The 23520-nt window shown below is 49.6% G+C and carries 32 protein-coding genes and 1 pseudogene; all 33 read left to right on the top strand.

The features are described from left to right. Positions 1 to 71 precede the first annotated feature (71 nt). Positions 72 to 1328 (top strand): tyrosine--tRNA ligase, encoded by a 1257-nt coding sequence (gene tyrS, locus AC4OVU_RS24770; protein WP_199880438.1) that lies wholly within the window; start codon positions 72 to 74, stop codon positions 1326 to 1328. Positions 1329 to 2041: 713 nt separating this feature from the next. Beyond that, positions 2042 to 2581 carry a hypothetical protein gene (locus tag AC4OVU_RS24765; protein ID WP_000018872.1) on the top strand — a complete coding sequence of 180 codons (540 nt, stop codon included), beginning with the start codon at positions 2042 to 2044 and terminating at the stop codon, positions 2579 to 2581. Between the two features lie 90 nt (positions 2582 to 2671). Then, complete coding sequence (locus AC4OVU_RS24760; RefSeq protein WP_000793769.1) at positions 2672 to 3172, top strand: hypothetical protein; 501 nt, start codon at positions 2672 to 2674, stop codon at positions 3170 to 3172. A gap of 73 nt (positions 3173 to 3245) precedes the next feature. Then, positions 3246 to 4130, top strand: a complete 885-nt coding sequence (locus tag AC4OVU_RS24755) for a hypothetical protein (protein WP_000477209.1) — start codon at positions 3246 to 3248, stop codon at positions 4128 to 4130. A gap of 65 nt (positions 4131 to 4195) precedes the next feature. Beyond that, positions 4196 to 4420: a class I ribonucleotide reductase maintenance protein YfaE gene (gene yfaE, locus AC4OVU_RS24750; RefSeq protein ID WP_001102700.1), complete on the top strand. Its 225-nt coding sequence runs from the start codon at positions 4196 to 4198 to the stop codon at positions 4418 to 4420. 61 nt (positions 4421 to 4481) lie between these two features. Next, a complete protein-coding gene (locus AC4OVU_RS24745) occupies positions 4482 to 4871 on the top strand; it encodes a hypothetical protein (RefSeq protein WP_000026577.1) in 390 nt (129 codons plus the stop codon). Continuing rightward, a complete protein-coding gene (locus AC4OVU_RS24740) occupies positions 4861 to 5313 on the top strand; it encodes a hypothetical protein (RefSeq protein WP_001176699.1) in 453 nt (150 codons plus the stop codon). The genes AC4OVU_RS24745 and AC4OVU_RS24740 overlap by 11 nt, the downstream gene beginning before the upstream one ends. Before the next feature lie 337 nt (positions 5314 to 5650). Then, complete coding sequence (locus tag AC4OVU_RS24735; protein WP_000651508.1) at positions 5651 to 5842, top strand: hypothetical protein; 192 nt, start codon at positions 5651 to 5653, stop codon at positions 5840 to 5842. Positions 5843 to 5910: 68 nt separating this feature from the next. Next, a complete protein-coding gene (locus AC4OVU_RS24730) occupies positions 5911 to 6264 on the top strand; it encodes a hypothetical protein (RefSeq protein WP_000994741.1) in 354 nt (117 codons plus the stop codon). Positions 6265 to 6455: 191 nt separating this feature from the next. After that, positions 6456 to 6800 (top strand): hypothetical protein, encoded by a 345-nt coding sequence (locus AC4OVU_RS24725; RefSeq protein WP_000209093.1) that lies wholly within the window; start codon positions 6456 to 6458, stop codon positions 6798 to 6800. A gap of 77 nt (positions 6801 to 6877) precedes the next feature. After that, complete coding sequence (locus AC4OVU_RS24720) at positions 6878 to 7180, top strand: hypothetical protein (protein WP_000410925.1); 303 nt, start codon at positions 6878 to 6880, stop codon at positions 7178 to 7180. A 77-nt stretch (positions 7181 to 7257) separates the two neighbouring features. After that, the gene (locus AC4OVU_RS24715) at positions 7258 to 8883 is read left to right on the top strand and encodes a DNA cytosine methyltransferase (RefSeq protein WP_000201432.1); all 1626 of its coding nucleotides are present in this window, start codon (positions 7258 to 7260) and stop codon (positions 8881 to 8883) included. 60 nt (positions 8884 to 8943) lie between these two features. After that, a complete protein-coding gene (locus AC4OVU_RS24710; protein WP_000687894.1) occupies positions 8944 to 9375 on the top strand; it encodes a hypothetical protein in 432 nt (143 codons plus the stop codon). A gap of 73 nt (positions 9376 to 9448) precedes the next feature. Continuing rightward, entirely contained in the window at positions 9449 to 10003 is a 555-nt protein-coding gene (locus AC4OVU_RS24705; RefSeq protein ID WP_001093868.1) for a hypothetical protein, read from the top strand. A 232-nt stretch (positions 10004 to 10235) separates the two neighbouring features. Beyond that, positions 10236 to 10622: a hypothetical protein gene (locus AC4OVU_RS24700; RefSeq protein WP_000042274.1), complete on the top strand. Its 387-nt coding sequence runs from the start codon at positions 10236 to 10238 to the stop codon at positions 10620 to 10622. Positions 10623 to 10709: 87 nt separating this feature from the next. Next, on the top strand, positions 10710 to 12779 hold the full coding sequence (locus tag AC4OVU_RS24695; RefSeq protein ID WP_415989868.1) for an adenine nucleotide alpha hydrolase family protein: 2070 nt from the start codon (positions 10710 to 10712) through the stop codon (positions 12777 to 12779). Between the two features lie 70 nt (positions 12780 to 12849). Then, entirely contained in the window at positions 12850 to 13185 is a 336-nt protein-coding gene (locus tag AC4OVU_RS24690; RefSeq protein ID WP_014611559.1) for a hypothetical protein, read from the top strand. Next, complete coding sequence (gene tnpB, locus AC4OVU_RS24685) at positions 13182 to 13532, top strand: IS66 family insertion sequence element accessory protein TnpB (RefSeq protein WP_011790089.1); 351 nt, start codon at positions 13182 to 13184, stop codon at positions 13530 to 13532. The genes AC4OVU_RS24690 and tnpB overlap by 4 nt, the downstream gene beginning before the upstream one ends. A gap of 80 nt (positions 13533 to 13612) precedes the next feature. Continuing rightward, on the top strand, positions 13613 to 15115 hold the full coding sequence (locus AC4OVU_RS24680) for an IS66-like element ISShes9 family transposase (RefSeq protein WP_011790088.1): 1503 nt from the start codon (positions 13613 to 13615) through the stop codon (positions 15113 to 15115). Positions 15116 to 15187: 72 nt separating this feature from the next. Beyond that, on the top strand, positions 15188 to 15541 hold the full coding sequence (locus AC4OVU_RS24675; protein WP_415990264.1) for a hypothetical protein: 354 nt from the start codon (positions 15188 to 15190) through the stop codon (positions 15539 to 15541). A gap of 199 nt (positions 15542 to 15740) precedes the next feature. Next, positions 15741 to 15944, top strand: coding sequence for a hypothetical protein (locus tag AC4OVU_RS24670; protein WP_000050848.1), 204 nt, complete (start codon positions 15741 to 15743; stop codon positions 15942 to 15944). Positions 15945 to 16015: 71 nt separating this feature from the next. After that, a complete protein-coding gene (gene yfbR, locus AC4OVU_RS24665) occupies positions 16016 to 16621 on the top strand; it encodes a 5'-deoxynucleotidase (protein WP_000071870.1) in 606 nt (201 codons plus the stop codon). Next, on the top strand, positions 16614 to 16883 hold the full coding sequence (locus tag AC4OVU_RS24660) for a hypothetical protein (protein ID WP_000184110.1): 270 nt from the start codon (positions 16614 to 16616) through the stop codon (positions 16881 to 16883). Before yfbR ends, AC4OVU_RS24660 begins: the two co-directional genes overlap by 8 nt. A 13-nt stretch (positions 16884 to 16896) precedes the next feature. After that, complete coding sequence (locus tag AC4OVU_RS24655; protein ID WP_000260293.1) at positions 16897 to 17115, top strand: hypothetical protein; 219 nt, start codon at positions 16897 to 16899, stop codon at positions 17113 to 17115. Between the two features lie 73 nt (positions 17116 to 17188). Then, positions 17189 to 17746: a hypothetical protein gene (locus AC4OVU_RS24650; RefSeq protein ID WP_000064432.1), complete on the top strand. Its 558-nt coding sequence runs from the start codon at positions 17189 to 17191 to the stop codon at positions 17744 to 17746. 74 nt (positions 17747 to 17820) lie between these two features. After that, the gene (locus AC4OVU_RS24645; protein WP_000595210.1) at positions 17821 to 18672 is read left to right on the top strand and encodes a hypothetical protein; all 852 of its coding nucleotides are present in this window, start codon (positions 17821 to 17823) and stop codon (positions 18670 to 18672) included. A 457-nt stretch (positions 18673 to 19129) separates the two neighbouring features. Further along, positions 19130 to 19516 carry a hypothetical protein gene (locus AC4OVU_RS24640; protein ID WP_001077335.1) on the top strand — a complete coding sequence of 129 codons (387 nt, stop codon included), beginning with the start codon at positions 19130 to 19132 and terminating at the stop codon, positions 19514 to 19516. Positions 19517 to 19693: 177 nt separating this feature from the next. After that, positions 19694 to 20005, top strand: a pseudogene (locus tag AC4OVU_RS24635) (primase-helicase zinc-binding domain-containing protein); the annotation flags it as partial. Positions 20006 to 20071: 66 nt separating this feature from the next. Then, complete coding sequence (locus tag AC4OVU_RS24630) at positions 20072 to 21421, top strand: DUF7146 domain-containing protein (protein ID WP_020723572.1); 1350 nt, start codon at positions 20072 to 20074, stop codon at positions 21419 to 21421. Next, entirely contained in the window at positions 21408 to 21686 is a 279-nt protein-coding gene (locus tag AC4OVU_RS24625) for a hypothetical protein (protein ID WP_000268337.1), read from the top strand. The genes AC4OVU_RS24630 and AC4OVU_RS24625 overlap by 14 nt, the downstream gene beginning before the upstream one ends. A 72-nt stretch (positions 21687 to 21758) precedes the next feature. Continuing rightward, positions 21759 to 21998: a permease gene (locus AC4OVU_RS24620; RefSeq protein WP_000714162.1), complete on the top strand. Its 240-nt coding sequence runs from the start codon at positions 21759 to 21761 to the stop codon at positions 21996 to 21998. A gap of 246 nt (positions 21999 to 22244) precedes the next feature. Further along, positions 22245 to 22619, top strand: a complete 375-nt coding sequence (locus tag AC4OVU_RS24615; RefSeq protein ID WP_000868821.1) for a hypothetical protein — start codon at positions 22245 to 22247, stop codon at positions 22617 to 22619. Between the two features lie 113 nt (positions 22620 to 22732). Then, positions 22733 to 23458 (top strand): hypothetical protein, encoded by a 726-nt coding sequence (locus AC4OVU_RS24610; protein ID WP_000988732.1) that lies wholly within the window; start codon positions 22733 to 22735, stop codon positions 23456 to 23458. The last annotated feature ends 62 nt before the right edge of the window (positions 23459 to 23520 follow it).

Raw genomic sequence — 23520 nt, 5'->3', positions numbered from 1 at the left:
CCCTAAAGGGACATAGGCATATCAAAGTGCACTCATTAGTGTTGCCGTATTAACAGAACTAAGCGGGAAAAATTATGGATACGGCACTCTTGAGCGATTTAGAACGGCGTGGTTTGATAGCGCAATCGACAGATATCTATTCACTAAAAGTATTATTAAGCTCACCGCAAACCCTTTACTGTGGCTTTGATCCGACAGCGGGAAGCTTGCATATTGGTCACTTAGTGCCGCTATTGCTCCTGAAGAGATTTCAAGACGCCGGGCATAAAGTTATTGCTTTAATCGGCGGTGCTACAGGCCTTATCGGTGATCCAAGTTTTAAAGCCTCTGAACGCAGCCTCAACAGTACTTCGACAGTTGCGGGCTGGGTCAACGATTTATCTGTGCAAATTTTGAATTTACTACAACCACGGCTAAATCAACCTTTGCAACTTGTTAATAATGCCGATTGGATCCATCAACTGAACGTGGTCGATTTCTTTCGTGATGTAGGCAAGCATTTTTCGGTCAATAACTTACTTAACCGCGACTCAGTAAAACAACGTTTGCTGCGACCAGATCAAGGGATTTCATTTACAGAATTCAGTTACAGCTTGCTACAAGCTTTCGATTTTTCTGAACTCAATGAAAGGTATGATTGTCGCTTACAGATAGGTGGTAATGATCAGTGGGGTAATATCTTAAGTGGTATTGATTACACCCGGCGCAGAAATGGGCGTGAAGTTCATGGCTTAACTTTGCCTTTGATCACAAAATCCGACGGCACAAAGTTCGGAAAATCTGAAACCGGAACTGTTTGGCTTGATGCAGCCAAAACTTCGCCCTATGCGTTTTATCAGTTCTGGTTAAACACAGCAGATTCCGATGTCTATCGTTTTCTACGGTACTACACCTTTTTGAGCTGCGATGAAATTGACCGTATTGAAAATGAGGATAAAGCTAACCACCAGAAGCCTCAGGCCCAATATATTCTGGCGAAAGAACTGACTCAATTTGTGCATGGTGAAAACGGACTCCTGCATGCGCAACGGATCACTGAAGCCCTGTTCACAGGTAGGGTTCGGCAGCTTCAACTCAGCGAGTTAAAGCAGTTGGAACTGGATGGTTTACCAACATGGCATATAAGTAGCCATGATTTAACCGAAGCCCTGATAAAAAGTGGGTTGGCAGCGTCAAAACGTGCCGCGAGAGAATTGTTAGCAAGTGATGCGATTCGAGTCAATGGTGAAAAAGTTACGGCTGAGCAAAACGATTTGGGATTTGCGCTCTTTGACCAGTACTGGATCCTGCAAAAAGGTAAAAAACACTTTGCGTTGCTTAAACGTTAAAACAGCAAATTCAGGGCATGCATTGCAGGTCTGATCTGCATCAATGTCCGCAATTAAGACGTTGCGGACAGTTATTTTTCTACGACATTTAGTTCTTTCTTCGTCAGCTATTCGCTCATAGCTGAAGAACCATTAACTGGATGATTGCTGCAACTGGTGGTTACAAGAAAGTACAACTGGCGGTAAGCATTGTGTGATCGTGGTGGTAAATTGGGTTGAAGTTTTACAGACTGTTCCAGGGTGTTACTTTGGATAGTCGTATGGGATACACAGGCAGGCGGCAGTTCCACAGTCTTGGGCAAGCAATCGACTGGGCAAAGTCATCAGTTGGCGATTCCTGGTCAAATAAGCGCTTTCACAAGCCGGTAGGCCTCGATGTATTGCTGGCCTGTACTGCGAGTAAGGTGCCTGAACATCTGGTCGAAGAACTGAAAAGACGGGGCAGTTGATGCGTCTTTGAGCTTTGCACCCGAAAAGGGCAGTTTGAGCGTTCCTGTTCACACAGCTCTCGTGGAACAATCAAAGTGAGGAGGGAATACCCTCCCACTTTCTCAGAGGCCTTCATTGAGGGTTGCTGAGAAAGTGAATTTTGTCCTCTCTGAGGGCGAAACGTGCGATAGCTGGTCGCCAAAAACAAACAGCATTCAACCTCAGCCTAAGGGCGCACTGCGCCTGACAGGCTCTGTGTGCCCAAGTTACTTTAAGGAGCACACATGTCTCATCTGAACAATCTCAAATCCGTAATGATCTCTCTCGCCGCCGAACATAAGCTGCCTGAAATCTACCAGGATGACATCACTACCGATGTGGAGTCTCTGGATCGATTCGATGGTTTACGTCTGGTCTGGCTGTTGCGGTCTTGCGGCAGCGTATTGGTGCCAGCGGAAGTTGGCGTTAATCCGATCTATATCACCCATTGGTTGTGGTCTAACCACGGTCAACAGGTGGTTCCATTCTCTGTGGATACCCGCACGGGGTTGATTGAAAAAATCGACTTCGAGCAAGCTGAAAAGCTGATCATGCAGATGCCTTGCAACCTCTCTTCATTGCAGAACAAGGAATACTTGGTTGACCAGGTAAACCGAGTGTTGCAACGAGGTTGTGAAATGCGTATCTGGGGTATCTTCGAGTCTCCAAGCTCGGTGGAATCCGTTGGTGGTTGGAAAGAGTGGCAGAGCTATTTCAGCTCTACTGGGAATCGACTGATGGCCGATTTCGTTGGTAAAGCCATTCGATTCACCAACCCTCGATAAATCGCCGTTCAACCATTAACCCTAATTAACCCTATGGGGCTCCGATAGCCCTGAGGGGACGGGGCTCCGCAATCGCAATAAGGAGTCCCTATGAAAAACCTATCAGCTTTGGAAGCAGTTCTTGACTACGACAAACCTTCTCGACGTTTTCTTGATGAGCTCAACGAAAACCAGATGAAGGATTTGTCCGGGGAAATCTTCGCCAAGCTCTACTGGAGCAAGCGTAATCCCCAGTGGTACGAGAAAGACACCAATCGGCTGTTTGCACGACTTCGTTGGGTTCAGCGCATCATCAAGAAGCGCTTGAAAACCGGCAAGGTTAAACCTGAACTGACAGAAAATGGTTCAGTGATGGAGCGCTTCAACTTCCCTTATGGTGACACTCTCGATTTCTTCCATCGGTACTTGCGACATCCCAAATGGGAGGTTGTGTATCAAGAATCGGGGTGCAGTGCCTTTTGGAAAAATGAAGCAACGCTTGAGCTATGCACCTACTGCGAAGGTGATGTGGTCATGATGAAGGCTCCTGATGAAGCAACCTTCTTTCGTGATTGCAATCGCCTTAGCTGGTGGTATGCAGATAACGCTTGATCTTAATCCCTAACCAGGGGCGAACCGGCCCCTGATGGGAGCATGGTGCGCCCCATCTATGATGGAGGACGCCATGTTCAAATCATCAGTATGCTCCTACGAAAACAGGGGGCCTTACGGAAACAACAAGTACCGAGGCAACTGCTCGGGCTTTATCGTTAAAGACTTCATTGAGTCTTACATGAGAAAGCCGAACGGGCTGGTGGCAGACCCAAGTGTTGGGGGTGGCTCTAGCATCGACGTTGCCAATGAACTTGGTGTCCGTTTCAAAGGGACAGACTTGCATCAGGGGTTCAACCTGTTGCGGGATGACTTCCTTTCGTTCCTCGGAGAGCCTGCACACCTGATCTGGTGGCACCCTCCTTACTGGGACATGATCCAGTATTCAGGTAAGCAGTGGGGCGAGCCCAACAAATGGGATATGAGCCGCATGAATTTGCCTGAGTTCGTTGAAGCCCTTGAGCTGGCCGTTATGAATATTCATGACGCCTGTGAGCGAGGAGGGCATTACGGAATCCTCATGGGAAACCTGAGGCGCGATGGGGATTATTTCAACCTGTCCAGCCTTGTGGAACGTATCGCACCTGGGAAGCTGGTGGATGAGATCATCAAAACACAGCACAACTGTGTGAGTGACCGAACTCAGTATTCCGGGAAGCTGGTGCGTATCGCCCATGAAAAGCTGTTGGTGTTTCGTCGTAACGACGTTGCCTCATCGCTCTGTCTTCTTGCTGCCGTACACCGTCGAGCAACCAATATGGTTTCGACTACGTGGAAAGCTGCAATACGCCGAACCCTACAGGGGAAAACGTTGAAGCTGGAGCAGATTTACAAAGAGATTGAACCCTACGCAAAGCATCGAGAGAACAACCACTGGCAAGCAAAGGTCAGGCAAGTTCTTCAAGATGCCAGGTTCTTTATTCGCATCGAGGTAGGTGTCTATGCACTTGCTGAGTAGCCCAACCGGGGCGTGACATCCCGGAGGGGATTGGTCGCGCTCATCAACAACAAAGGAGCGTGACCATGAACGTACAACTTCAAGCCAGCAACAATGTGCTGTTGGCGCAAATCGAAAGCAAAGGCCTCACTGTTGAAACGCATTGTCGCAGTGGCTTTTGTGGCATGTGCCGGGTTCGTCTACTCGAAGGTCAAGTGGCCTATGACGAGACGCCCATCGCATTTGTCAAAGAAGGGGAAGTGTTGGTTTGCTGCGCTAAAGCAAAAACCGATGTGACCTTGGAAATTTAACCCATCCGGAGGAGCCTTTCCTGCGGGTGGGGCTCCTCTATCCATTACGAGGAGAAACACTATGTCTATCAATACCAAAGTTGAACAAATCGCATACGGTCATGCTACCGCTCTAGTGCTCAGTGAACTGGGCCAACAAGAGAATTGGTGCAAGGCTTATGAGTATTTGTCTGAGTGTGTCGAACGGGGAGACGAGCCTGAGGATCTGGTCGTTTGGCAACCGTTTGAGCACTGGGAATGGAAAGACATTCTGGAGCAAATCGAGAGCGAAGCCGAGTCTCTGCTTTCGACTATTAAGTCCGTTTTAGGCTTGGCCCACAAAGGCATCATTCAGTCAGCAATTGACTGCTCTCTGGATTCGGACATGACCCAGCTTGACCTGATTGGAATGGTCGAGCTCGGAAGTGAAATCGAAGATGGGGAGTGTGCTGGAGGTGGCTATGCAGCTTAACCGATACACGGCCAGGGAGTCTGACAAAAGTCGGATACTTCGGACCATCGGCTGGTGCAAGCGCAATCACCTTACACTTGCCGGTCTTCCATACGAGGACAATCTTGCAGGAAGTGACGGGATCAGCATAGAGATCATCACTCCTCCTGGTATGTCGCGGGAAATGTTGGAGCAAGCCGTCAGAGAGGGGTATTCAGAGCGAGATGTCGTAAGGCATCGCATTCTGGAGTGCCCTGTCGGTTGGTTCATGGAAGCTGATGGCAAGGCATTTGATCATGAAGTGTTCCACGATTACGTGGTGGCTCATGGTTATGGCGAACCTTCCAGCGAAGCCTATGAGCTGGCGGAGCGGTGGTTCTGGCAGGGCAACGATTATGCGTTGATAGCTGCGGAAATAGTTGCTCGTGATCTTTGTGTTCGTGATGACGAAGATGAGGACTGATCCTATGGATGCTGTAGCGCATATAGCAGCAGATAACCTTGTACCGGCATGTGGAGGTGCAGAGAAGCCGTTTACCGTTAGTGGTAGACAGTGGCTTTACTGCTATCACCCAGCCAGTGGGAGGCACTGCTACTTAGACCTCGATAATGACCGTCCAGTCTGGCATCGAGGATTTCATCCTGCTTTTCATCCTGAGCTTGAGTTCGCTGATGAAGCTGAGTTGCTTCGACCAGTTGAGCGAAAGCCTGACCATGAAGAGCTGGAGGATTTTTACTTTTAACCCACGGGGCCGCTCTTCCTGATGGGAGACGGTCCTCCATTCTCAAAGGAGAAGACCATGAAAGATCACAGTCAAACGATTGTGTTCCCTGGGAACAATGTTGAATCACTTGCTGAGGCTAACGCCATGTTGAGCGCTGTGTCGGAAGATGCACGTAAAGCCAGCAATACGGAAGACAAACGTGACCTTGAATCGCTTCAAGGCTGGCTGGAAGAGAACATCAATTCTCAACTGGCAGGCGTGAAGTAACTATGACTGTAACCCCACTGGGGGCTTCATGCCCCTGTGGGGGCATGGTGCCCGTAAAAGGAGTCACCATGAATGCAGTGAAGATGATCCAGAAGGAAAACCAGCTTGAGCTGCCGCTTTTCTTCCTGGATGAAGAGCCGAAGACCGCAGAAGTCATTCCATTTGAGCCAAAGCCTGAATGGACTGATGATGAGGTAAGGCAGTTACGTGATGGGCTTTTATGGCATAGCCTTAGAGTCCTTGCTGATGGTCGAGCTGGAAGTGAAATCAAGCAGGAAACGATGGCTTGGGTGATGTCCGATGAGGTACATCCATTCTCATTTGTGGTCTGCTGCGATGAAGCAGGTTACGATCCATCTGGAGTAAGGGAAGGCGTGAAGTCTATCCTAAACCGCTTAGCGCGGGTTAAAGCGGGGGGTTAACCCCCTGCTTTCCCAGTGGCATCGACTTTCACATGTGAAAGTTTGTGCCCCTCGGAAAGCAAGATTTTGCTCTCTGTCGAGAGTGAATAGTGAGGTAGCTGGCCTCCCCAAACAAACAGCATTCTACATAACCCTTGGGGGATCACTGCCCCTCGGGCTGGTGGTTCCCTGACAAACATGGAGCCACAACTATGACTACTCTTGCCAGCTTTGCGAATCCGATTTCTGTTATTCAACGCTCACCAACCAGTGGGGTGTTTGGCACAAATCAGTTCGTAGGAGACAAAGAGGGATTTGTACAAAAGGTGCTCGGAAAGTGGTACTGCAATCCAGGGAATACCATTCCCGTTGAGAGCATGTCCCACCTTGAGCAGGCGGAGAAACTGTATGACTTCTATGTCAAGTATCTCCAAGTGAAAGAAAAGATCTCTGTGAACCTTGGCCGGGTGCTGCATAAGCTGTACAGCACTGGTTCTATCAAGGAAGCAGAGATCGTGCTTGAAGCAATAAAGGCTCAGGCTGGCGTAACAGCTTGAGCAATCTACTAACCCTAAACCGGGTGCATCCGCCCGGTTCGGGACGTGGTGCGCCCCCAAACTATTTGGAGTGCATCATGGAAAAACATAACCTCAAATCCGGATTCAGCATCTATTTCGCTGACGTCCATTTCGAGAAACAAGTCTACGCATTCGGCTCAGGACTTGGCTTCACCTCTGTGATTTACGCCTACTCGCTGGGCCGAGATCCGGAAGAAGCTGAGAAGCTGGCGCTTGAAAAGTACGACTCTGACGAAACGAAGGTGAAGAAGGTGCATGTCAATCTGGCTCGCAGCCAGGACATCAACCGCTACACCTTCCCTGAACAAATGGCTGGCTTTGCTAATGCCATTCAGTCTCACGGCATCGCTGTGAACTGAGAACCACTTTAAACCCATCGGGGCCATTACTTCCCGATTGGGACGGTAGTGGCCTCTCAACCGAAAGGAGAGAGCTCATGGCTACTATCGTAAACACCAAGTTAGGAGAACATCGAGGCAAGAAGCGCGTCTGGCTGGAAGGCCAAAAGCTACTGCGTGAAGGTTACTATCCTGGCATGAAGTATGATCTGGAGCTGAAAGATTCCCAGGTTGTGCTTCGCGTCAAAGAGGAGGGTAAGTTCACCATCAGTAAGCGCGAGCGCAATGGCCGGGTGTCTCCAATCATCGATCTGACCGTGCAGGAGCTTGCTACCGTTTTTGACGGTGTAGAGATGCTCCGCGTGTTCATCCGTAACGGCGCAATTGTGATCTCTGCTCACCATCAACAAGAGCGAGTGATCGAGCGCGTCAACCGGCTTATCAGTAAGCTGGAGAATGGAGAATCGCTTTCGGTATGCAGCCTCTTTCATGGGGGTGGTGTGCTTGATAAAGCGATTCACGCCGGTTTTCACAAGGCGGGAATTGCCAGTGCCATATCTGTGGCCGTGGAGATGGAAGGGAAATATCTCGATTCGTCTTTGGCAAATAACCCGGAGCTTTGGAACGAAGATTCTATTGTTATCGAATCGCCAATCCAGGCTGTGAATCTCAGCAAACGCCCACCACAGGTGGATGTTTTGATGGGGGGCATACCGTGTACCGGCGCGTCAAAGTCAGGTCGCAGTAAGAACAAGTTGGAGTTTGCCGAATCGCATGAGGCGGCAGGTGCCATGTTCTTCAACTTCCTGCAATTCGTAGAAGCGCTAAACCCAGCCGTTGTGCTGATTGAGAACGTGCCTGAGTACCAGAACACCGCTTCGATGGAAGTGATTCGTTCGGTGCTCTCTTCGTTGGGTTACTCCCTACAAGAGCGCATTCTCGACGGCAATGAGTTTGGGGTTATTGAGCGCCGCAAGCGTCTTTGTGTTGTTGCGCTTTCCCACGGGATCGACGGGTTTGAACTTGAGAAGGTTCAGCCTGTTCGCACCAAGGAAAGTCGCATACAGGACATCCTGGAGCCAGTTCCGCTCGATTCTGAACGTTGGAAGTCATTTGACTATCTGGCTGAGAAGGAGTTGAGAGACAAAGCTGCTGGCAAGGGGTTCTCTCGCCAGCTTCTGACTGGCGACGATGAGTTTTGCGGCACCATAGGTAAGGACTATGCAAAATGCAGAAGTACCGAACCTTTCATTGTTCATCCAGAACAGCCGGAGTTGTCTCGCATCTTTACACCGACAGAACATTGTCGAGTGAAAGGGATACCAGAGGAACTCATCCAAGGTCTGTCGGACACTATTGCCCACCAGATTCTCGGGCAATCGGTAGTCTTTCCCGCGTTCGAGGCTTTAGCCCTCGCATTAGGGAACAGCCTGTGGAGCTGGGTTGGAATGATGCCAATCATGGTCGAAGTCGTGGATGAATCACAGCCGGTGATCGGTGGTGAAGACTTCCATTGGGCAACGGCATTGGTTGACGCAAAGGGCACTCTCAAGCTGTCACCGGCAGCGAAAAAACAGGGGATGCCCTTCAACATTATGGATGGTCAATTGGCTGTCTATTCACCTAACGGAACTAAAAAGAGCTGCGGCCATGAGCCTTGCGAATATCTCCCGGTAATGATGTCCGGAGACGCAATCATGGTCACTTCATCTTTGGTTCATTAGTAACTCACCGGGGCAATGCCGAAAGGCCTTTGCTCCGGCCTATCCGAAAGGAGAGTAATCATGAAAATCGAAACTGTTGTGCCTTTACCTCCCGAGGATTCAGGCCTTCAACACTGCATTGCCAGGTTCCATAACCGCAACATGGATTCCAAGCGAAAAGACAAGACCCGTTTTTTCAGGAGGGAGCCGGTTATGATCGTAAACCCAGAGACCAAAGCAAAGGTTCTCCGGTATGCGATGGGCAACCCTGGGAATTTATCCATCACAAAGCTGGCGGTCGCGCTGGATTACGATGCGGTAGATGCTCTGGGTGTTCGTTTTAAAGACACTGTAAATCTTGAGGTTCGCAGAGCCAGGCGCTGGGAAGTCTGGCAGTGGTTCTGGAACCATCCGGATCAAAGTGTCCAACTGTCAATCAAATTGGGCGTGGTTGGCGCTGTGTTGGGAGTCATGGGCTTCCTGACTGGCGTAGCTCCGTACCTCTTGGGATAAACCAATAAAGCCGTTAACGGGCAATGTAAGTCCGGAGACGGCTTGCATTGCTCTCTCGAAAGTGGAGAGTCAAATGAACACATTAGAACAACTTGTAAATCAGAGAGTGCTTGAGGAAGGTCTGAAAAAGGCGAAGCCATTGGCCGCGCAAATGGGGCTTGAATCTGTACCTGATGAGATGCTTGAAATGATCTGCCCAAACTTGAACTACTCTGGGCAGTTTACGCCAGCTCTGTACGCGAGATTTCAAAGCGTAAAGCGATTACTGAAAGAGTTGTCGGAACAAACCTCACCTAAGCACGGGCATATTGTGAAGTTTACCAACCAATATGGGAGCTACGATGAGTCAGCTTTGCTGTTCAAAGAAGGCGACGTCAGAAACCAGAACTTGGTTGCTTGTGTGGGCGGGAAGACGCTAAATCTCGGAGAGCTAGAGCTTCGAGATTATGGGCTCAATATGCACATCGGTTGCGGTGGACCATTTGAGCCGATCTCAGAAGCGCAGATTCAGTCCTTGTCTGAGTTTGACTTCTATGAGACGACCTACAGATTCTGGGGCCAGAATCCATGTGGAAACGGGATGATAGACATCACCGTCCCTATGAAACGTTGGTTCTTGACTGTGTAGCTTCAACCTGAGTGCGCCGAGAAATCGGCGTACCGGCCCCTTAAAAAGGGTAATCAGCGCAGGGGGAAACCCCGCGCTTTCCCAAGCATCTCGGTTTCCCAGGGTGCTTCGGAAAGTGCCTTAGGCGCTCAAGTGCGGTAGCTGGCTGCCAAAAACAAACAGCAAATTATCAACCCTGACGGGAGCACCTCCTGTTAGGGGGGCTCCGTCATAAACTGAACGGAGATATAGCATGTCTAAAAACGTCAACGATGTTTTTTCAAACCGAACTTCTTTGGAATGTACTGTAAATGCAGCGCTGGATCGTCGTATCGGTCTGCGTGTCGGGTTCCCTCATTACAGAGAAGGAGCAAACGGTGTGGTTTGTGAGATCGAAGCAGAGTACCCATTGCTCAACACTCATTCGAGTGTTGCATGGCCCCTGCTCGATGAACTCAACAGTTACACCATCCAAAAAAACCAATCGCTCATTGATCACATTGATAATGCGGTCGCTGAACTGTTGAAACACAAGGCTCGTCTACAGCTTGATATTCAAAAGCTGCAAGACGGTGACATTGATCTGGTGAAACAGGCCAAGCAGCAATACGAAGACAACCAGATGTCGAGTAGCAGCTAGTTCAGGTCTGATAGCCAGGATTCAATTTTAACCCTACCGGGGTGCTTTCCCGGAAGGGATGGGCACCCTGCTAATCCAGGAGGCCCTATGCAACAAACATTAAACTTTGATCTATCAGAACAACCCATCCCAGTGCTTTTGCGTGGGGATAAGTGGGATTCTGTTTGGTCAGAACTGACTGATAACGAGGATTTGAACTTCGTTGATGCCAGTAGAGGAACCAGTCTGTCATCGTTGATCACGTCATCGGTTGAGTCCATTCACACGGCCTTAATTGATGGGTGGACCATGATGATCGGCTATTCCAGTGGTAAAGATTCTGAATCGGTCTTGCACCTGTTCCTGATGGCCCTGATCCGGGCTGTAAGGAGTGGGGCGACCATCAGCCAGCACCACTTCATCTTGCACACTGACACACTGATCGAAAGCCCAGAGGTAAGGTGGCTGGCGGATCAGAAACTGGCCGAGCTGGAGCGTTTCATTGCGAAGGAAAACCTTCCTCTGACCATCGTTCTAGCAAAGCCTGGGATCTCGCAGAGTTGGACGGGCCGAATCCTTACTGGGAGGGGGTTGCCTACGTTTTCCAACTCCACGGCCCGCCAGTGTAGCCAGGATTTAAAAATCACCTCTGCCAAAAGAGCGAAGGCAGCTTATATGCGAGAGCTTCCCAAAGAGGTTCGACAGAAAGTCTGCCTTTTGCTGGGCAGTCGTGATGCTGAAAGCACTATTCGTGCGGCCAACATTGCAAAACAGCGAGGAAGCTCAGATCGCGTCATTAAGACGAAAGATGGGGGTGAGCTGTATGTGGTGAAAAACTGGTTGGCGAGTGATGTCTGGGAGTTCTTACTATCCGCTGGCATGGGCTCAGCATATCCTCTGCCAAGTTACTTGGAGAGCAATGTCACTACGGCAGAGCTTTACAAGGCGGCAACAGGGGAGTGCGTGTGGTCGGCAACAGAGAAGAAGGCCAGTGACGCCTGTGGCGCTCGCTTCGGTTGCTGGGCTTGCCAGGCTGTTGGGTTGGATAAGTCAATGGAGACGTTGCTTGCCACGGACCCTGAAAGGCATGGCTATATGTCGGGGCTGAACCGCATCCAGCGCTACTTGGCAAAACGCCGGTACGCATGGGAAGACCGCCATCCCGTAGGTCGAACGATTTACGAGGGCGGATACATCAAAATACAGCCGGACGTTTACAGTCCTGTTTTCCTAGAACGATTGCTTCATGTCTGTTGCAGCATGGACTACATGGAGCAAAAGAGAGCTGATGAGCTGGCATACAAGCTGGCTACTGGTCAAGCAGAGGATAACGACTGGAACCGTCGAATGGCAGAGCCACAATTCCGGATCATATCGGAAGAGGCTTTAGTCCATATCGACTTCATGTGGGCCTTCCATCATTTCAATGATAAGCCTTTCCATGCCCTGGAGATTTACCACAGGGTTTGGTCGATGGGTGATCTGGACTTGCTGGAAGACGAGCCGCAGTGTGAAACCGTTCCTCAGTCACCAATTCCGAAGCCATTGTGGTTGAAGGTTGGTCGCTGGGGCGATGGTTCGCTTTCTGATGGCTTGGCCGATCCGTTAGCGGAAATGGCTTACTTTGACGGCGGGGATGACCCGTTGGCAGCGCAAGTGATCAATACCGCAGACGGAAAGAGAAGGGTGGTTTGCTTCGCAGAAGATGATGAAGTGAAAGTCGATCCCGACTCCGCTGCGTTCATCATCTGGAACGAATACCCGCGACTAAGGGAGTCTGTACTGAAGGGACATTATACGCCCGGTAGTGCAGCGCAGTTCTACCTTCGGTTCGGAGCAATCCAGCTTGCGAAAGGAAAAGGCGCTTTGTATCACCGTATGATGCAAAGAGGTCAAACCTACCACCAGATGGGCCTTACAGGGCTACAGACGATGGAAGGAATCCAACAGCGCAAGGATGTCAAAGTGCTTAGCGATGCTAAGTACAAAGATCTGGTGAAGCGAAAAATCAAGGGAAGACTGGCAACGGTACGCTGGTGGGTCAACTTGCACTTAACGTTCAAGTACCATCTGCACCACCGTACTCCGACGGGGTTGTTCATCGAGAAGCAACTTGACCAGGAAGCAATGGAAGAACAGAAACGGCATCAGGAGCGATGGTTTAACGTAACCGTCTAGCGAACCACACCTCGCATCATTAATCTGCCTATTTGAAAATACCTGCTCAATGATAAATTTGGAGCAGGTGATGAAAACATACAGAACAACTACTCAGTGGCAGATGCTACTTCAACAACGCGGCTCGTTTAGTGGCACTAATGTTGAATTCTGCCAACATCATAATGTCTCGATTACCACTTATTATAAACAACGTGCTTTACAGGCTGAGAACCAGCAAAAAATAACCTTACCAACGCGCGCTACATCATCACGCTTTATTCAACTAAAACAAACCACCACTGACGTCTGCGAGCACACTCATCAAAATACACTGCAGTTTGATACCCGCACCGGCCAACTCACCCTACCTGCAGATTTAGCAACGACCGATATCGTTGCCATTATTAAAGGGCTAATGGCATGAAGATGTTTGTTGATGTGCCCACCGTTTATGTATGTGCCGATGTGGTCGATTTTCGAAAATCGATTAATGGGTTAGCCGCCTTAGTGGAAGCAGAGCTTGAACTCCCAGTGCTCAGTGGTGCGCTATTTGTCTTTTGTAATAAAGGCCGTGACAAACTCAAATTGCTTTATTGGGATAATACCGGCTTTGCGCTGTGGTATAAGCGATTAGATAAGCATAAGTTCAAATGGCCCAAACTCATGTCACCCACCATGACATTAACCGAGCAACAATTACACTGGTTATTGTCGGGTTATGATGTCATTGGCCACAGTAAAATTGATATAGCAGGTAAGCAATTACTTTAATATTTGCGATCGATTGATGATCATCAAAGGATGTTCATTTAGCACTGGAAACCCGCTGGTGACGCCTTAAAATAGGCGTCATGAAAAATGTACTCGCCCTTCAACAGCGCATTGCTGAACTGGAAAAACTGCTCGAAAATGAGCGGCAATTATCTTTACAAAAAGATGCGCAAATAGCTGCGCTAGAAGAACGCTGGCGCCTGGCCCAACAAAAACAATTTGGCAAAAGTGCTGAAGGCTTTGTAGGGCAAGGCGAGTTATTCAATGAAGTAGAAGAGATTGTTGAAGCCGTTGAGGCTGAGCAACAATCCATTAGCTATACCCGCAAAAAACCGGTGCGTAAGCCACTGCCAAAAGACTTACCCCGTGAGCAAGTTATCCACGACATTGAAGATAAAACCTGTGATTGCTGTGGCGGTGAGCTACATAAAATGGGTGAAGATAAGTCAGAAAAGCTTGAGTTTATCCCAGCGCAAATAAAAGTCATTGAGCACATTCGGCCTAAATACGCGTGCCGTCACTGTGATAAATCCTCGACGAATACGCCAATAAAACAAGCACCAATGCCTGCAATGCCGATTAATAAAGGTATCGCGACGAGCAGTTTGCTCAGTCAGCTTATCACCAGTAAATACCAATACGGGTTACCGCTTTATCGCCAGGAAGCGATGTTCAAGCAATACGGTATTGAGCTCAGTCGCCAGACCATGAGCAGCTGGATAGACAAATCCGCCGCACTCTTCGCGCCACTAGTTGAGCGACTTAAAGCCGAGCTGTTAAAGCAGCCCACGCTGTTTGCCGATGAAACGCCATTAAAGGTGGTGAAATCCGATAAAGTGAACAGCTACATGTGGGTGTATTGCTCAGGTCGAGATTCACCAGACCCGAATAATCCTATCCCTAATATCGTGCTTTACGATTTTCACAATAGTCGCGCGGCCGCGTGCGTGGTTAATTATCTTGATGGATATCAAGGGTACTTGCACGTAGATGGTTATCAAGCTTATGAAAAAACACAGGCAACCTTAACTGGCTGCTGGGCGCATGCGCGTCGTAAATTTATTGAAGCCAAAAAGCTGCAAGGTAAAAATAAAACCGGCAAAGCGGATGTGGTATTGAGCCTTATCCAAAAACTGTACGGCGTTGAGTCACGCGTTAAAGATAAAAGTGCGGATGATAAATACACGACAAGACAAGCAGTCAGTGTGTCTATACTGGACAAGCTAAAAGCATGGCTTGAGCAAAACCAACCGAATTTAGTGGGTAATACCAAACTGATAGAGGCGGCTAATTACCTGGCTAATCAATGGCACAAACTTATTCGTTATGTTGATGATGGCAGATTGAGTATTGATAATAATCGTGCAGAGCGAGCGGTAAAACCGTTTGTGATTGGTCGAAAAAATTGGTTATTCAGTCAGACAGCTAATGGGGCTCATGCCAGTGCCACGCTTTACAGCATTGTGGAAACCGCAAAGGTTAATGGCTTAGTGCCATTTGATTACATCATGGCTTGCCTTAATGAACTGTGCCAACCAGCACCGGATATAGACAGCCTGTTACCATGGAATTTTAAAAGATAGGTGTAGTTGCCCGGACGCTTACGGTTTAACTACGTGACTGACGCGATGCTTTGTTACTCCAGCGCATTCTGTATGAGCGTCATGGAAGGGCGAGAGGGGAGCGGAAACGCCAACATTCGTCGTTACATGGCCGCGACCAGAAGGAAGGCTTATACGGCCCTCTGCGAGCTCTTGGACAATACTGACGCCCAGTGGGTGAATGATGTGGTCCAGAGTGCCGTAGGGCAGTATGAGGCGATACAGGCAGCCCTAACCGAAGGTTCCGCGCTTGCTATCTATCTCGACTGGATCAACCTACTGTCAAAACGCCATCCAGCCTCTTTGGAGCGACATGTCAGAACGATGATCAAGGCGGTTCAACGCTTACATCGCCGCGACGACACAGAGTTGCAAAGAGGACAGCAAGGCTTGTCCTTGGCCGCATAAAAAGCCCTCCGACAAGGGCTTTTTCTTTTGCACCCCAAAAGGGCAATTACAGCGTTTTACCCTTTTAGGTGGCTGTCATACTCTTTGTTCATTGTCAGCGCTTGCTGGCTATAACGGTAGCTGGCCCAAAACAGCAATAACCTAACCCCTCGGGAGGAAACCCCTCCTGGGTTCTCTCCCACAAACAAAGGAGAGAAGCATGAGCCTAGACAAGTTAAGTCGGCTGGTGGACCAACAACGAAAGACCCAGGATGAAATCGACAATGAAATCATTCTGGCCGTCAAAGAGGTGTTGGCTACAAACTCAGTCGGTTTAGCCCGTGAGCTTGTTGGGGGTGTCCCGCAAGATCATCCATTCCATCCGTTTTTACTCGCTATAGCTAAGCAGCTTGACCCGAGATAACTAAGTAACCCAACCGGGTACACCAAGGCCCGGTCGGCTTTGGTGTACCTCCAACCAATTTTGGAGGCACTATGTCTAATTCAAATTTCGGCTTTCTAGCTCTGGCCTTGCGCCAACGCCTGATCAAACGCTGGTCACTGATGCACTCTGTTCAACCGGAGTCTGTGTTGGAACACAGCGCTGTTGTTACCCTGCTTTCCTACCTGGCTGGCAATATTGCCATTCAGCAAGGGAAGTCGGTGGATCTGGCAGTCATGCTTGCTCATGCTTCGTTGCATGATGCAGCCGAGGTTCTCTGTTCGGATGTTGTAACACCGGTCAAGAAAGCAAACGCTGTTTTGCAGCGTGAGTTTGAACGACTGGAAAAGGCCGCAGAGGACAAACTCATCCAGACTCTTCCCGAAGAACTCCAGGATGCAGTCGCCATAGCCTTCGCTCCCGGTGGCTATGAACAATCACTGGTTAAGGCCTGTGATACCTACTCCGCTTACATCAAGTGCAAACTTGAGGTGGCCGCAGGTAATGGCCTTGAGTTCCAGGATGCTCTCAGCAAAATGGAACGTGTTGTTGCTCAGGTGAAATCGGACTTCCCGGAAATCGACGCTCTGGACAAATGGTTTGGTAACGGACTCGGCCATTCAGTAGATAAACTGCTGGCAGGGGGTAACGATGACTAATCCAATCCCTGGCGACATCAAGATTAAGGACTTTGGCCGCGACCGGAAATTCCGTTCGGTTGATGAGCTTCAAAGCACTTTGTCAGAACAGTACAAAGGTCAGCATGTCAGCATCGTTTACCCTGCAAAGCCCAGCGGTTTACTCCGCACGGTTTTTGTCAGTGTCGATGATGCTGGTGGCGTGAATCGAACCTATGGGGACCAGTCTCCTGTCGATTTTTCTGCCATCAAAGATGACCTGTATGTACCAAGTGACCTGTAGGAGAGCACTAGCTATGGTGGTGATCATCGTAAACACAGGACACTATGAGTTTATCGGCCTTGGTGAGACCCACGGACAAGCCACAGAAGGGCTTTTGAAACGCTGGGACGAACACTGCGAACGTAATCCGGATGCTGAGTCTGGTTACATGCAGGAGCTGATAGAAGAAGGAAGCGCACAAGTTGTCGAGATGGAGCCCGGCTCCGCCGTAATTTACGGACTTGACGGCTAAGCCTTCTCAACTAACCCACTCGGGCGCATCATCCCGAGAGGGTGTGGTGCGTCCTAACCAAAAGGAATGCACTATGTCTAACTTTGAACAAGCTCTGGAGCGTACTGACGGTAAAACACTGATTCTCAGCAATGGGAGTAAGTGGGCAGGCCAAGACCCGGACAGCATTCAGACTTTACTGGATGTCCTGGGTGACAACGTTCTTGACCCGATGTTTGAGCAGTATCACTGTTATCGCCCATACCCGTTTGAACCAATGGTGAGGACGGGGCGAAATGGCGAAATGTTCCAGCCTTGGCTTGGGGCAGCCTGCTTCTTTGGGAACTTCCTGACCGTCTCTCATGTTTTCAACATCATCACGAAAGATGACGGTGTTGTTGAGGCCTTAACAGAGGCGATCCGGAAGAATATGGCGACTGAACAGTACCAGCAGAATGCCTATGAGCGTTATGCCGGTTGGTTCTACGCTGAAACCAGCGAAGGGTTAAGGCTAGTCTCTCCAAGTGAGGCTGCCGACATCCGAGCTGGCGCAGTTTCAAAGCTGCGTTACCCAAGAAACTTCGAGGTTATGAAAACTGCGGTTCTCAAAGGTCCTCGATTTGATACTGAATTAAGCCGCAAGGCTTCTTAACCCAAACATTAACCCCACGGGGGACATCGGTCCCTGAGGGGATGGTGTCTCCCTCTGAAATTAAGGAGATACCAATGATTAAACAGCATTTTCAAAACGAACTGGTTAAGTGTGGATACCCGGATGATCTGACGATTGAGTACAGTCTCGGATACTGCCAGGGGGATGGCGTAGCCTTCTACGGGGATTTGAGCGTTGATGACGTCAAAGCTCTCATGAATCGCCTATTCAGCACTGAGCCCGGCCAAGTGGATGCTGTCAGCCGCGTGAAGAACCTGATGGCACAGAAAGACATTGAGAATATGCTTTCTGTCCTCCGCGAATATGGTTCCTGTGACCTGTCCATTACTCGGAATAGTCACGGGCATCACTACAGCCATTGGAACTGCATGAACATCGACGACAACGTGGACTTCACAGGGATCTTCCCTGATGATGATTCCATGATTGGCACCGGCATTGAAGGGATTAACCAGGATATGGTCGAGCGCTGGCAAGACCTCTGGGAACGCTTTGTGCTGGAGCTGGCGGATGATGTAAAAAGTCTTTCCAAGAAGCTCGAAGCGGACGGGTACTCGCTGATCGAGGCCTCTCCATGCGAAGATGAAGTGGTTTGGGAACGGGCCACTGAAAACTACCTGGTGCGTGTTACTGAACTCCCTGAGCGGGATTTCGATATGGGCCACTGGGATGACGAAGTAAGAGACCAAACAATTTGTTCTATCCTGGAAGGGAAAGAGCGAGTGCTTGGCCTACGTGTTGAGGTACTCTCTCGTGAAAACGAGATTGTCCTGGGTGAAGAGAGTCTGCACGGCTTGACCGTTGCCAGTGATGACAAGAGCTACGCTGGCTACAGACGAGAACTTCTCCGGGGCGCTATCCAGCAAACCAGGGACTTTTTCTCTCGCCACCTCAAAGCGGCATAACAAGGCAGGGGGAAACCCCTGCTTTACTTCCCAAGTCTTCTTACTCATGGTTAAGCCATCAGTAAGCAGATTTTGTCCTCCCTGAGGGCGAAAGCGTGCGATAGCTGGTCGCCAAAAACAAACAGCAAATTAACGTTAATTTATTAATCCCTGCGGGAGTCTATCTCCTGCTGGAGATACCTCCCGTTATTTCTGGAGGTATCCATGAACAAATTCCAAGACTTTAAGTTGGTTTATCGTCAAGGTGGTCGTCGCTTAGAGCGTGTCTTTAAGGACACTCTTTACGCGAATGTGAAGCGTGTCGCTGACTCGTTTCCTCCGACCGTTCTTTGGCGCATTCAGCCAGCGTAAAACTCGGAACCTTAAAGCTCGGCTTTGGCCGTGACCTTTCAATAACCCATGCGGGTACACTTCCCCGCACGGGGTAGGTGTACCCATTAACTTTGGAGTACACCTTATGAACCAAGTAGCTAAATTGGACCTCGCCCAAATCCGTCAACAAGCCATCAATGATGGTCTGCTGGTGGACCAATCTTCCATCGGTAAACAAGCTGGTTTCCTGACCAATGTGGCAGTGACCCCGGCAATTGTCGATGGAGTATTTGGTGCAGATGGTAAGCACTCGGTAGAAGACTTCCTTTTCATGTTTTTGCAGCTTTGTGTTGCTCAAACAAAGGTCGCTTTTACCGACAACAAGAATTGGGGAAAGATTCGTCTTTATTACCCCATGCCCACTGTAGATGGCTTTTTCAAACCCACTGAGGTTGTGATTAAGTCAGATCCTGTAACCGCAGATGTCACAATCATGATGGCCTCGGAAGATGGCACTCATTTGTGCTTGTGATATTCACAAAATTCGCCTCCGTTTCGGGGGCGACCTTTTTAAACCCCTCGCCGGGGAGTTCTCCCCGGCTGGGGAGCCTCCTTGGCACATTCTCCCGGTGTCGGGGTTTCCTTAAAACCCTGGCGACGGGGGTTTAAGGAAGCCTCGATGCTGGGGTTCACGCTAAGGAGAAAACCTATGTCTTACTACAAAGCTGACACCGTTCGTGAAGCTGCAAACGGAAACTGGCTATTCATCCTGGCGGCCCTAGCGCCCCATCTTGAACCAGCTCTCCGTAAACCTGGTCGTCATGTTTCTTGTCCTATCCACGGCGGGAAAGATGGCTTCCGACTGTTCAAGGATGCCCACCTGACTGGTGGCGGCGTATGCAATACATGCGGTGCCAATCATGATGGTTTTGAGCTGCTGATGTGGCTCAATAACTGGGACTTTAAACAGTGCCTGAGCGAGGTTGGTGATTATCTGGGCGTTGAGAAAGAGCAACCCCAGTATCAACAAGCCGCTGCACCGACACGAGCTCCTGTCCAGGCCAAAGCGCCTGTTCAGCAAGAGCCTATGAAGGTGAATAACAAGGTTCTCGATTCCAAGAATCGTAAAAAATCCATTGCCGGTACTCTGATTGCCCACGGTAAAGCTCCTTATGAGCATAACGAAGACAACGAGCTCAGCTACTTTGCCTTCATCCGTGACAAGAGCGGTTTGGAACGCACCATCTGGGGCGTGGATCTTGAAAGAGCCATTGGTGAAAGTGAAGCCAAGTATGGGGATGAGATCGTCATGACAAACCTCGGGCGCGAGCCTGTAACTGTCGTCGTTGAAGTTAAGGACGAGCAGGGGAATGTTGTGAGAGAACAACCTATGCAAACGCATCGCAACACCTGGCTGGTGGAACGTCGCGGCGCTACGGTAACGCAGTTCCGCGCTCGCTCGAACGGTGGTGTTGAGCCGGTGAGTCACCATGTTGAGTCGGCCCCTGTGGTCAACCGCACGGTAGAAGCTCCGGCACCGCAAGTACAACATGCGGCCACACAACCGGAAGAGCAAAGCAGCGAAAACAAGCCGAAAGTTGTTCCGATGTTTCGTGAACAACCTAAGCCTTGGCTGCTTGAGCTCCAAGAAGAAATGGAGAAGAGAATGGAGCGCGAACGCGCTTACAGTGCTCGTCTCCGTGAGAAAATCGAGAAGGTATGGAACGAGTGTTTGCCGTTCTCCAGTCATGTGACTGAGCCAATGCGTCTGTACTTCAAAAACCGCGAGCTTCTGTTCAAGGTTGATGAAGTAGAAAAAACAGACTGTCTGCGGTTCAATCCGGCTATGGCCTACTACGACGAAGATGGCAATGAAGTTGGGAAATTCCCGGCTATCGTCTGCGCTATCCGAGATGTGGAAGGCAACCTGGTAACGCTCCACCGCACCTATCTCACCCAAAACGGTAAAAAAGCCAAGGTCGGCAACGCCAAGAAGATGATGCCCATTCCTGACGGTTTGGATGTCAATGGCGCGGCCATCCGCCTCGGTGAACCGACTGAGGGTATCCTGGGTGTTGCAGAAGGGCTGGAAACAGCCCTGTCAGCTTATCGAGTCACTCAAATCCCGGTTTGGTCAACGGTCAATGCGACCCTGATGGAGTCCTTCGAGGTTCCAGAAGGTGTTCACACCGTACTGATCTGGGCTGACAAAGATAAGTCTGTGACTGGTGAGAAGTCAGCGAACGTGCTGAAAGCCAAGCTGGAGAAGCGCGGCATTCGTGTGTACGTCCTGCTGCCTAAACTCCCGATCCCGCCCAGAGCGAAAGGGATTGACTGGAACGATGTCCTGATGAGTCAGGGAAGCCTCGGTTTCCCGAATGCTCGCTACCTGCGCGATTTCATTGCGAGAAGGAGAGCTGAGTATGGCCGTCATTGATGTCTCGAAGGTTGATACAACGCCTGGTAACGACGCGGTGTGCCCCTTTTCTCCCCCTGAGGGGTGGGAGGGGGACTCTGCGGCCTACGTTGAGCTTATGCGGTCTCGGTATCGTCATCTGATGCACGGCCAGAGAATGATGGTGACAGCCTCCTTCGCAAGAAGGGAGCCTATCCAAGTTACTGGCCCGTTTGCTGATGAAGCGACGAAGATCATTAACTCAATGAAGATGAACAAGGCGAAGCCAACAGCTTTGTCTGCCTAAAACTTTAACCCTGAGGGGGTGTTCATGCCCTCTCGGGCATGATTCGCCTCCTCTTCAACTATGGAGGTAATCATGAAAAAGTTTTTGCGTATTAAGACGTGGTTTGTGCGTCTTTTCTCTCCTGACAAGAAGACTCTGGGAGCTATCGGTGAAGACCTGCGTAAGGTCGCCGTAACAGCCATCGGTGTCGGTATTGTAGGATTGGCTGTATCTGGGGACACTATAACCGTCAAAGAAGCCGGTTTGGTGTTGGTCATTGGGGTTATCCTGTGGATCTATGGTATAATCTTAACCAAGGTCAGCAATTCCTAAGGGGGTCAAATGGACGCTTTCACATTAGGCATGTTGGGGTTGCTCATTTTTTTCACTGTCGTCACTGGCGGCAGTCTGTATCTCTACCATGAGAAACAGAAGGAAAAAAAGCATCACAACGCCTAAAGAGTAACTGCGATAATGAACGTAAAGGCCAGCAATAGCTGGCCTTTTTTTATACTTGCAGTTTGAAGTGTTACATGTCACGATGAAGTTGGTGTGACATGTAACGGTAAAGGTGTTTTTTTGAAAGTATCCAATGAAGATGCTCAGGCTACGGCGATCTATCTCCTCAGAGCTGCTTCGCGCCCAGCTTTCTGGCGTGACGTCCCATTCGATAAGAAACTTGAAGCCGTGGACAGCCTGAACAGCATGGGGCGATCACCATCAGAACTCACTGAATGGATTAATAAATATCTGACAGCAGAGCAAATCAATAAACTCGGGACATCAATTAGGCAACGTCGCAGAAGGGGATATGGTGTTGGTAAAAGCATAACTATAAGCGATAAAGCCCACAGGATTTTGAAGCGGTTGGCAGAAGTCGATGGTTGCAATTTGTCAGAAGTGATAGAGAAACGCCTAGCCCGAGCTTATAAAAATACTTGGGACCACAAATAGAGTGGCACTAGGGGTTGCATTTTTAAAACCCGTGGTAGCATCTAAATGAACCCTAACGAATAGGGGTGCTGGCGGCGATGCCGACCATTATCCCGATAATGGAGAAATAGACCATGATGACACTGACTACTGTCTCGAAGAAAACTTCTAATAATTCAGCCCTTGTATTCTGGCGCGTTGGTACAAAACGGAAAGGCATCCTTGATGTTCGTATTGATTTTGACAACGAGGAGGCAGATCTTTTGGCTGAGCTCGTAGCCATTCGCTATCTGGCGCTGGACAAACAGGTTTTTTGCAGAGAGCCAGGTGCTGGTGCTGGTTACAAGCTGGTGGTATCCAAAGGTGCGATTAAAAAGCTGGCGCTGGGCAAATCCACCAAGGAGTTTGCATTCAAGTTTGCGGCTTGCCTCACTGGACGTTTAAAGGGCGCTACTATTGAAGTTTCGCAGAGCATGGAGTTTATGGATGAGCCGGGTGAGGGCAACGTTGAGCTCCTCGATGTGGACAAGCAAGCCTATACTCAAACCCATGACGAAATCTCTACACCGGCCATTGGTCCCGTCCTTGTTACTCAACATGCCATCGATCAGTATCAGGCCCGGATAACCTCTGGAGACCCTAAAAAACCGTGGGCCTCACTCGTTGGTCGCCTCCAGCATCCAGAGTTACAGGTTCAACCCTTTGACGAGAAAGTGGCTCGCCATAAAGCCAGAAAGTATGGCCGCGTAGATAACGTGGAAGTCTGGGGCCATAGAGATTCCAAGTTCAAGTACCTGATGGTGATCAACGACGACAACCAAAAACGTGTTCTTGTCACAGTGTTTGAGCGAAATGAGTAACCTGCTTCTCATTTGTTCTGAATACACAACCTCTCCAAATCACGTATTCATACCCTAAAAGG

Source organism: Enterobacter sp. 6722112 (assembly GCF_058661685.1).
The sequence above is the reverse complement of the archived record's forward strand: the minus strand, read 5'-3'. Positions and strand labels throughout refer to the sequence as shown.

Excerpts from the sequence above, each read along its gene's own strand:
- AC4OVU_RS24765 (WP_000018872.1), top strand. The coding sequence starts at position 2,042 with ATGTCTCATCTGAACAATCTCAAATCCGTAATGATCTCTCTCGCCGCC.
- AC4OVU_RS24760 (WP_000793769.1), top strand. The coding sequence starts at position 2,672 with ATGAAAAACCTATCAGCTTTGGAAGCAGTTCTTGACTACGACAAACCT.
- AC4OVU_RS24755 (WP_000477209.1), top strand. The coding sequence starts at position 3,246 with ATGTTCAAATCATCAGTATGCTCCTACGAAAACAGGGGGCCTTACGGA.
- yfaE (WP_001102700.1), top strand. The coding sequence starts at position 4,196 with ATGAACGTACAACTTCAAGCCAGCAACAATGTGCTGTTGGCGCAAATC.
- AC4OVU_RS24745 (WP_000026577.1), top strand. The coding sequence starts at position 4,482 with ATGTCTATCAATACCAAAGTTGAACAAATCGCATACGGTCATGCTACC.
- AC4OVU_RS24740 (WP_001176699.1), top strand. The coding sequence starts at position 4,861 with ATGCAGCTTAACCGATACACGGCCAGGGAGTCTGACAAAAGTCGGATA.
- AC4OVU_RS24735 (WP_000651508.1), top strand. The coding sequence starts at position 5,651 with ATGAAAGATCACAGTCAAACGATTGTGTTCCCTGGGAACAATGTTGAA.
- AC4OVU_RS24730 (WP_000994741.1), top strand. The coding sequence starts at position 5,911 with ATGAATGCAGTGAAGATGATCCAGAAGGAAAACCAGCTTGAGCTGCCG.
- AC4OVU_RS24725 (WP_000209093.1), top strand. The coding sequence starts at position 6,456 with ATGACTACTCTTGCCAGCTTTGCGAATCCGATTTCTGTTATTCAACGC.
- AC4OVU_RS24720 (WP_000410925.1), top strand. The coding sequence starts at position 6,878 with ATGGAAAAACATAACCTCAAATCCGGATTCAGCATCTATTTCGCTGAC.
- AC4OVU_RS24715 (WP_000201432.1), top strand. The coding sequence starts at position 7,258 with ATGGCTACTATCGTAAACACCAAGTTAGGAGAACATCGAGGCAAGAAG.
- AC4OVU_RS24710 (WP_000687894.1), top strand. The coding sequence starts at position 8,944 with ATGAAAATCGAAACTGTTGTGCCTTTACCTCCCGAGGATTCAGGCCTT.
- AC4OVU_RS24705 (WP_001093868.1), top strand. The coding sequence starts at position 9,449 with ATGAACACATTAGAACAACTTGTAAATCAGAGAGTGCTTGAGGAAGGT.
- AC4OVU_RS24700 (WP_000042274.1), top strand. The coding sequence starts at position 10,236 with ATGTCTAAAAACGTCAACGATGTTTTTTCAAACCGAACTTCTTTGGAA.
- AC4OVU_RS24695 (WP_415989868.1), top strand. The coding sequence starts at position 10,710 with ATGCAACAAACATTAAACTTTGATCTATCAGAACAACCCATCCCAGTG.
- AC4OVU_RS24690 (WP_014611559.1), top strand. The coding sequence starts at position 12,850 with ATGAAAACATACAGAACAACTACTCAGTGGCAGATGCTACTTCAACAA.
- tnpB (WP_011790089.1), top strand. The coding sequence starts at position 13,182 with ATGAAGATGTTTGTTGATGTGCCCACCGTTTATGTATGTGCCGATGTG.
- AC4OVU_RS24680 (WP_011790088.1), top strand. The coding sequence starts at position 13,613 with ATGAAAAATGTACTCGCCCTTCAACAGCGCATTGCTGAACTGGAAAAA.
- AC4OVU_RS24675 (WP_415990264.1), top strand. The coding sequence starts at position 15,188 with ATGAGCGTCATGGAAGGGCGAGAGGGGAGCGGAAACGCCAACATTCGT.
- AC4OVU_RS24670 (WP_000050848.1), top strand. The coding sequence starts at position 15,741 with ATGAGCCTAGACAAGTTAAGTCGGCTGGTGGACCAACAACGAAAGACC.
- yfbR (WP_000071870.1), top strand. The coding sequence starts at position 16,016 with ATGTCTAATTCAAATTTCGGCTTTCTAGCTCTGGCCTTGCGCCAACGC.
- AC4OVU_RS24660 (WP_000184110.1), top strand. The coding sequence starts at position 16,614 with ATGACTAATCCAATCCCTGGCGACATCAAGATTAAGGACTTTGGCCGC.
- AC4OVU_RS24655 (WP_000260293.1), top strand. The coding sequence starts at position 16,897 with ATGGTGGTGATCATCGTAAACACAGGACACTATGAGTTTATCGGCCTT.
- AC4OVU_RS24650 (WP_000064432.1), top strand. The coding sequence starts at position 17,189 with ATGTCTAACTTTGAACAAGCTCTGGAGCGTACTGACGGTAAAACACTG.
- AC4OVU_RS24645 (WP_000595210.1), top strand. The coding sequence starts at position 17,821 with ATGATTAAACAGCATTTTCAAAACGAACTGGTTAAGTGTGGATACCCG.
- AC4OVU_RS24640 (WP_001077335.1), top strand. The coding sequence starts at position 19,130 with ATGAACCAAGTAGCTAAATTGGACCTCGCCCAAATCCGTCAACAAGCC.
- AC4OVU_RS24630 (WP_020723572.1), top strand. The coding sequence starts at position 20,072 with ATGAAGGTGAATAACAAGGTTCTCGATTCCAAGAATCGTAAAAAATCC.
- AC4OVU_RS24625 (WP_000268337.1), top strand. The coding sequence starts at position 21,408 with ATGGCCGTCATTGATGTCTCGAAGGTTGATACAACGCCTGGTAACGAC.
- AC4OVU_RS24620 (WP_000714162.1), top strand. The coding sequence starts at position 21,759 with ATGAAAAAGTTTTTGCGTATTAAGACGTGGTTTGTGCGTCTTTTCTCT.
- AC4OVU_RS24610 (WP_000988732.1), top strand. The coding sequence starts at position 22,733 with ATGATGACACTGACTACTGTCTCGAAGAAAACTTCTAATAATTCAGCC.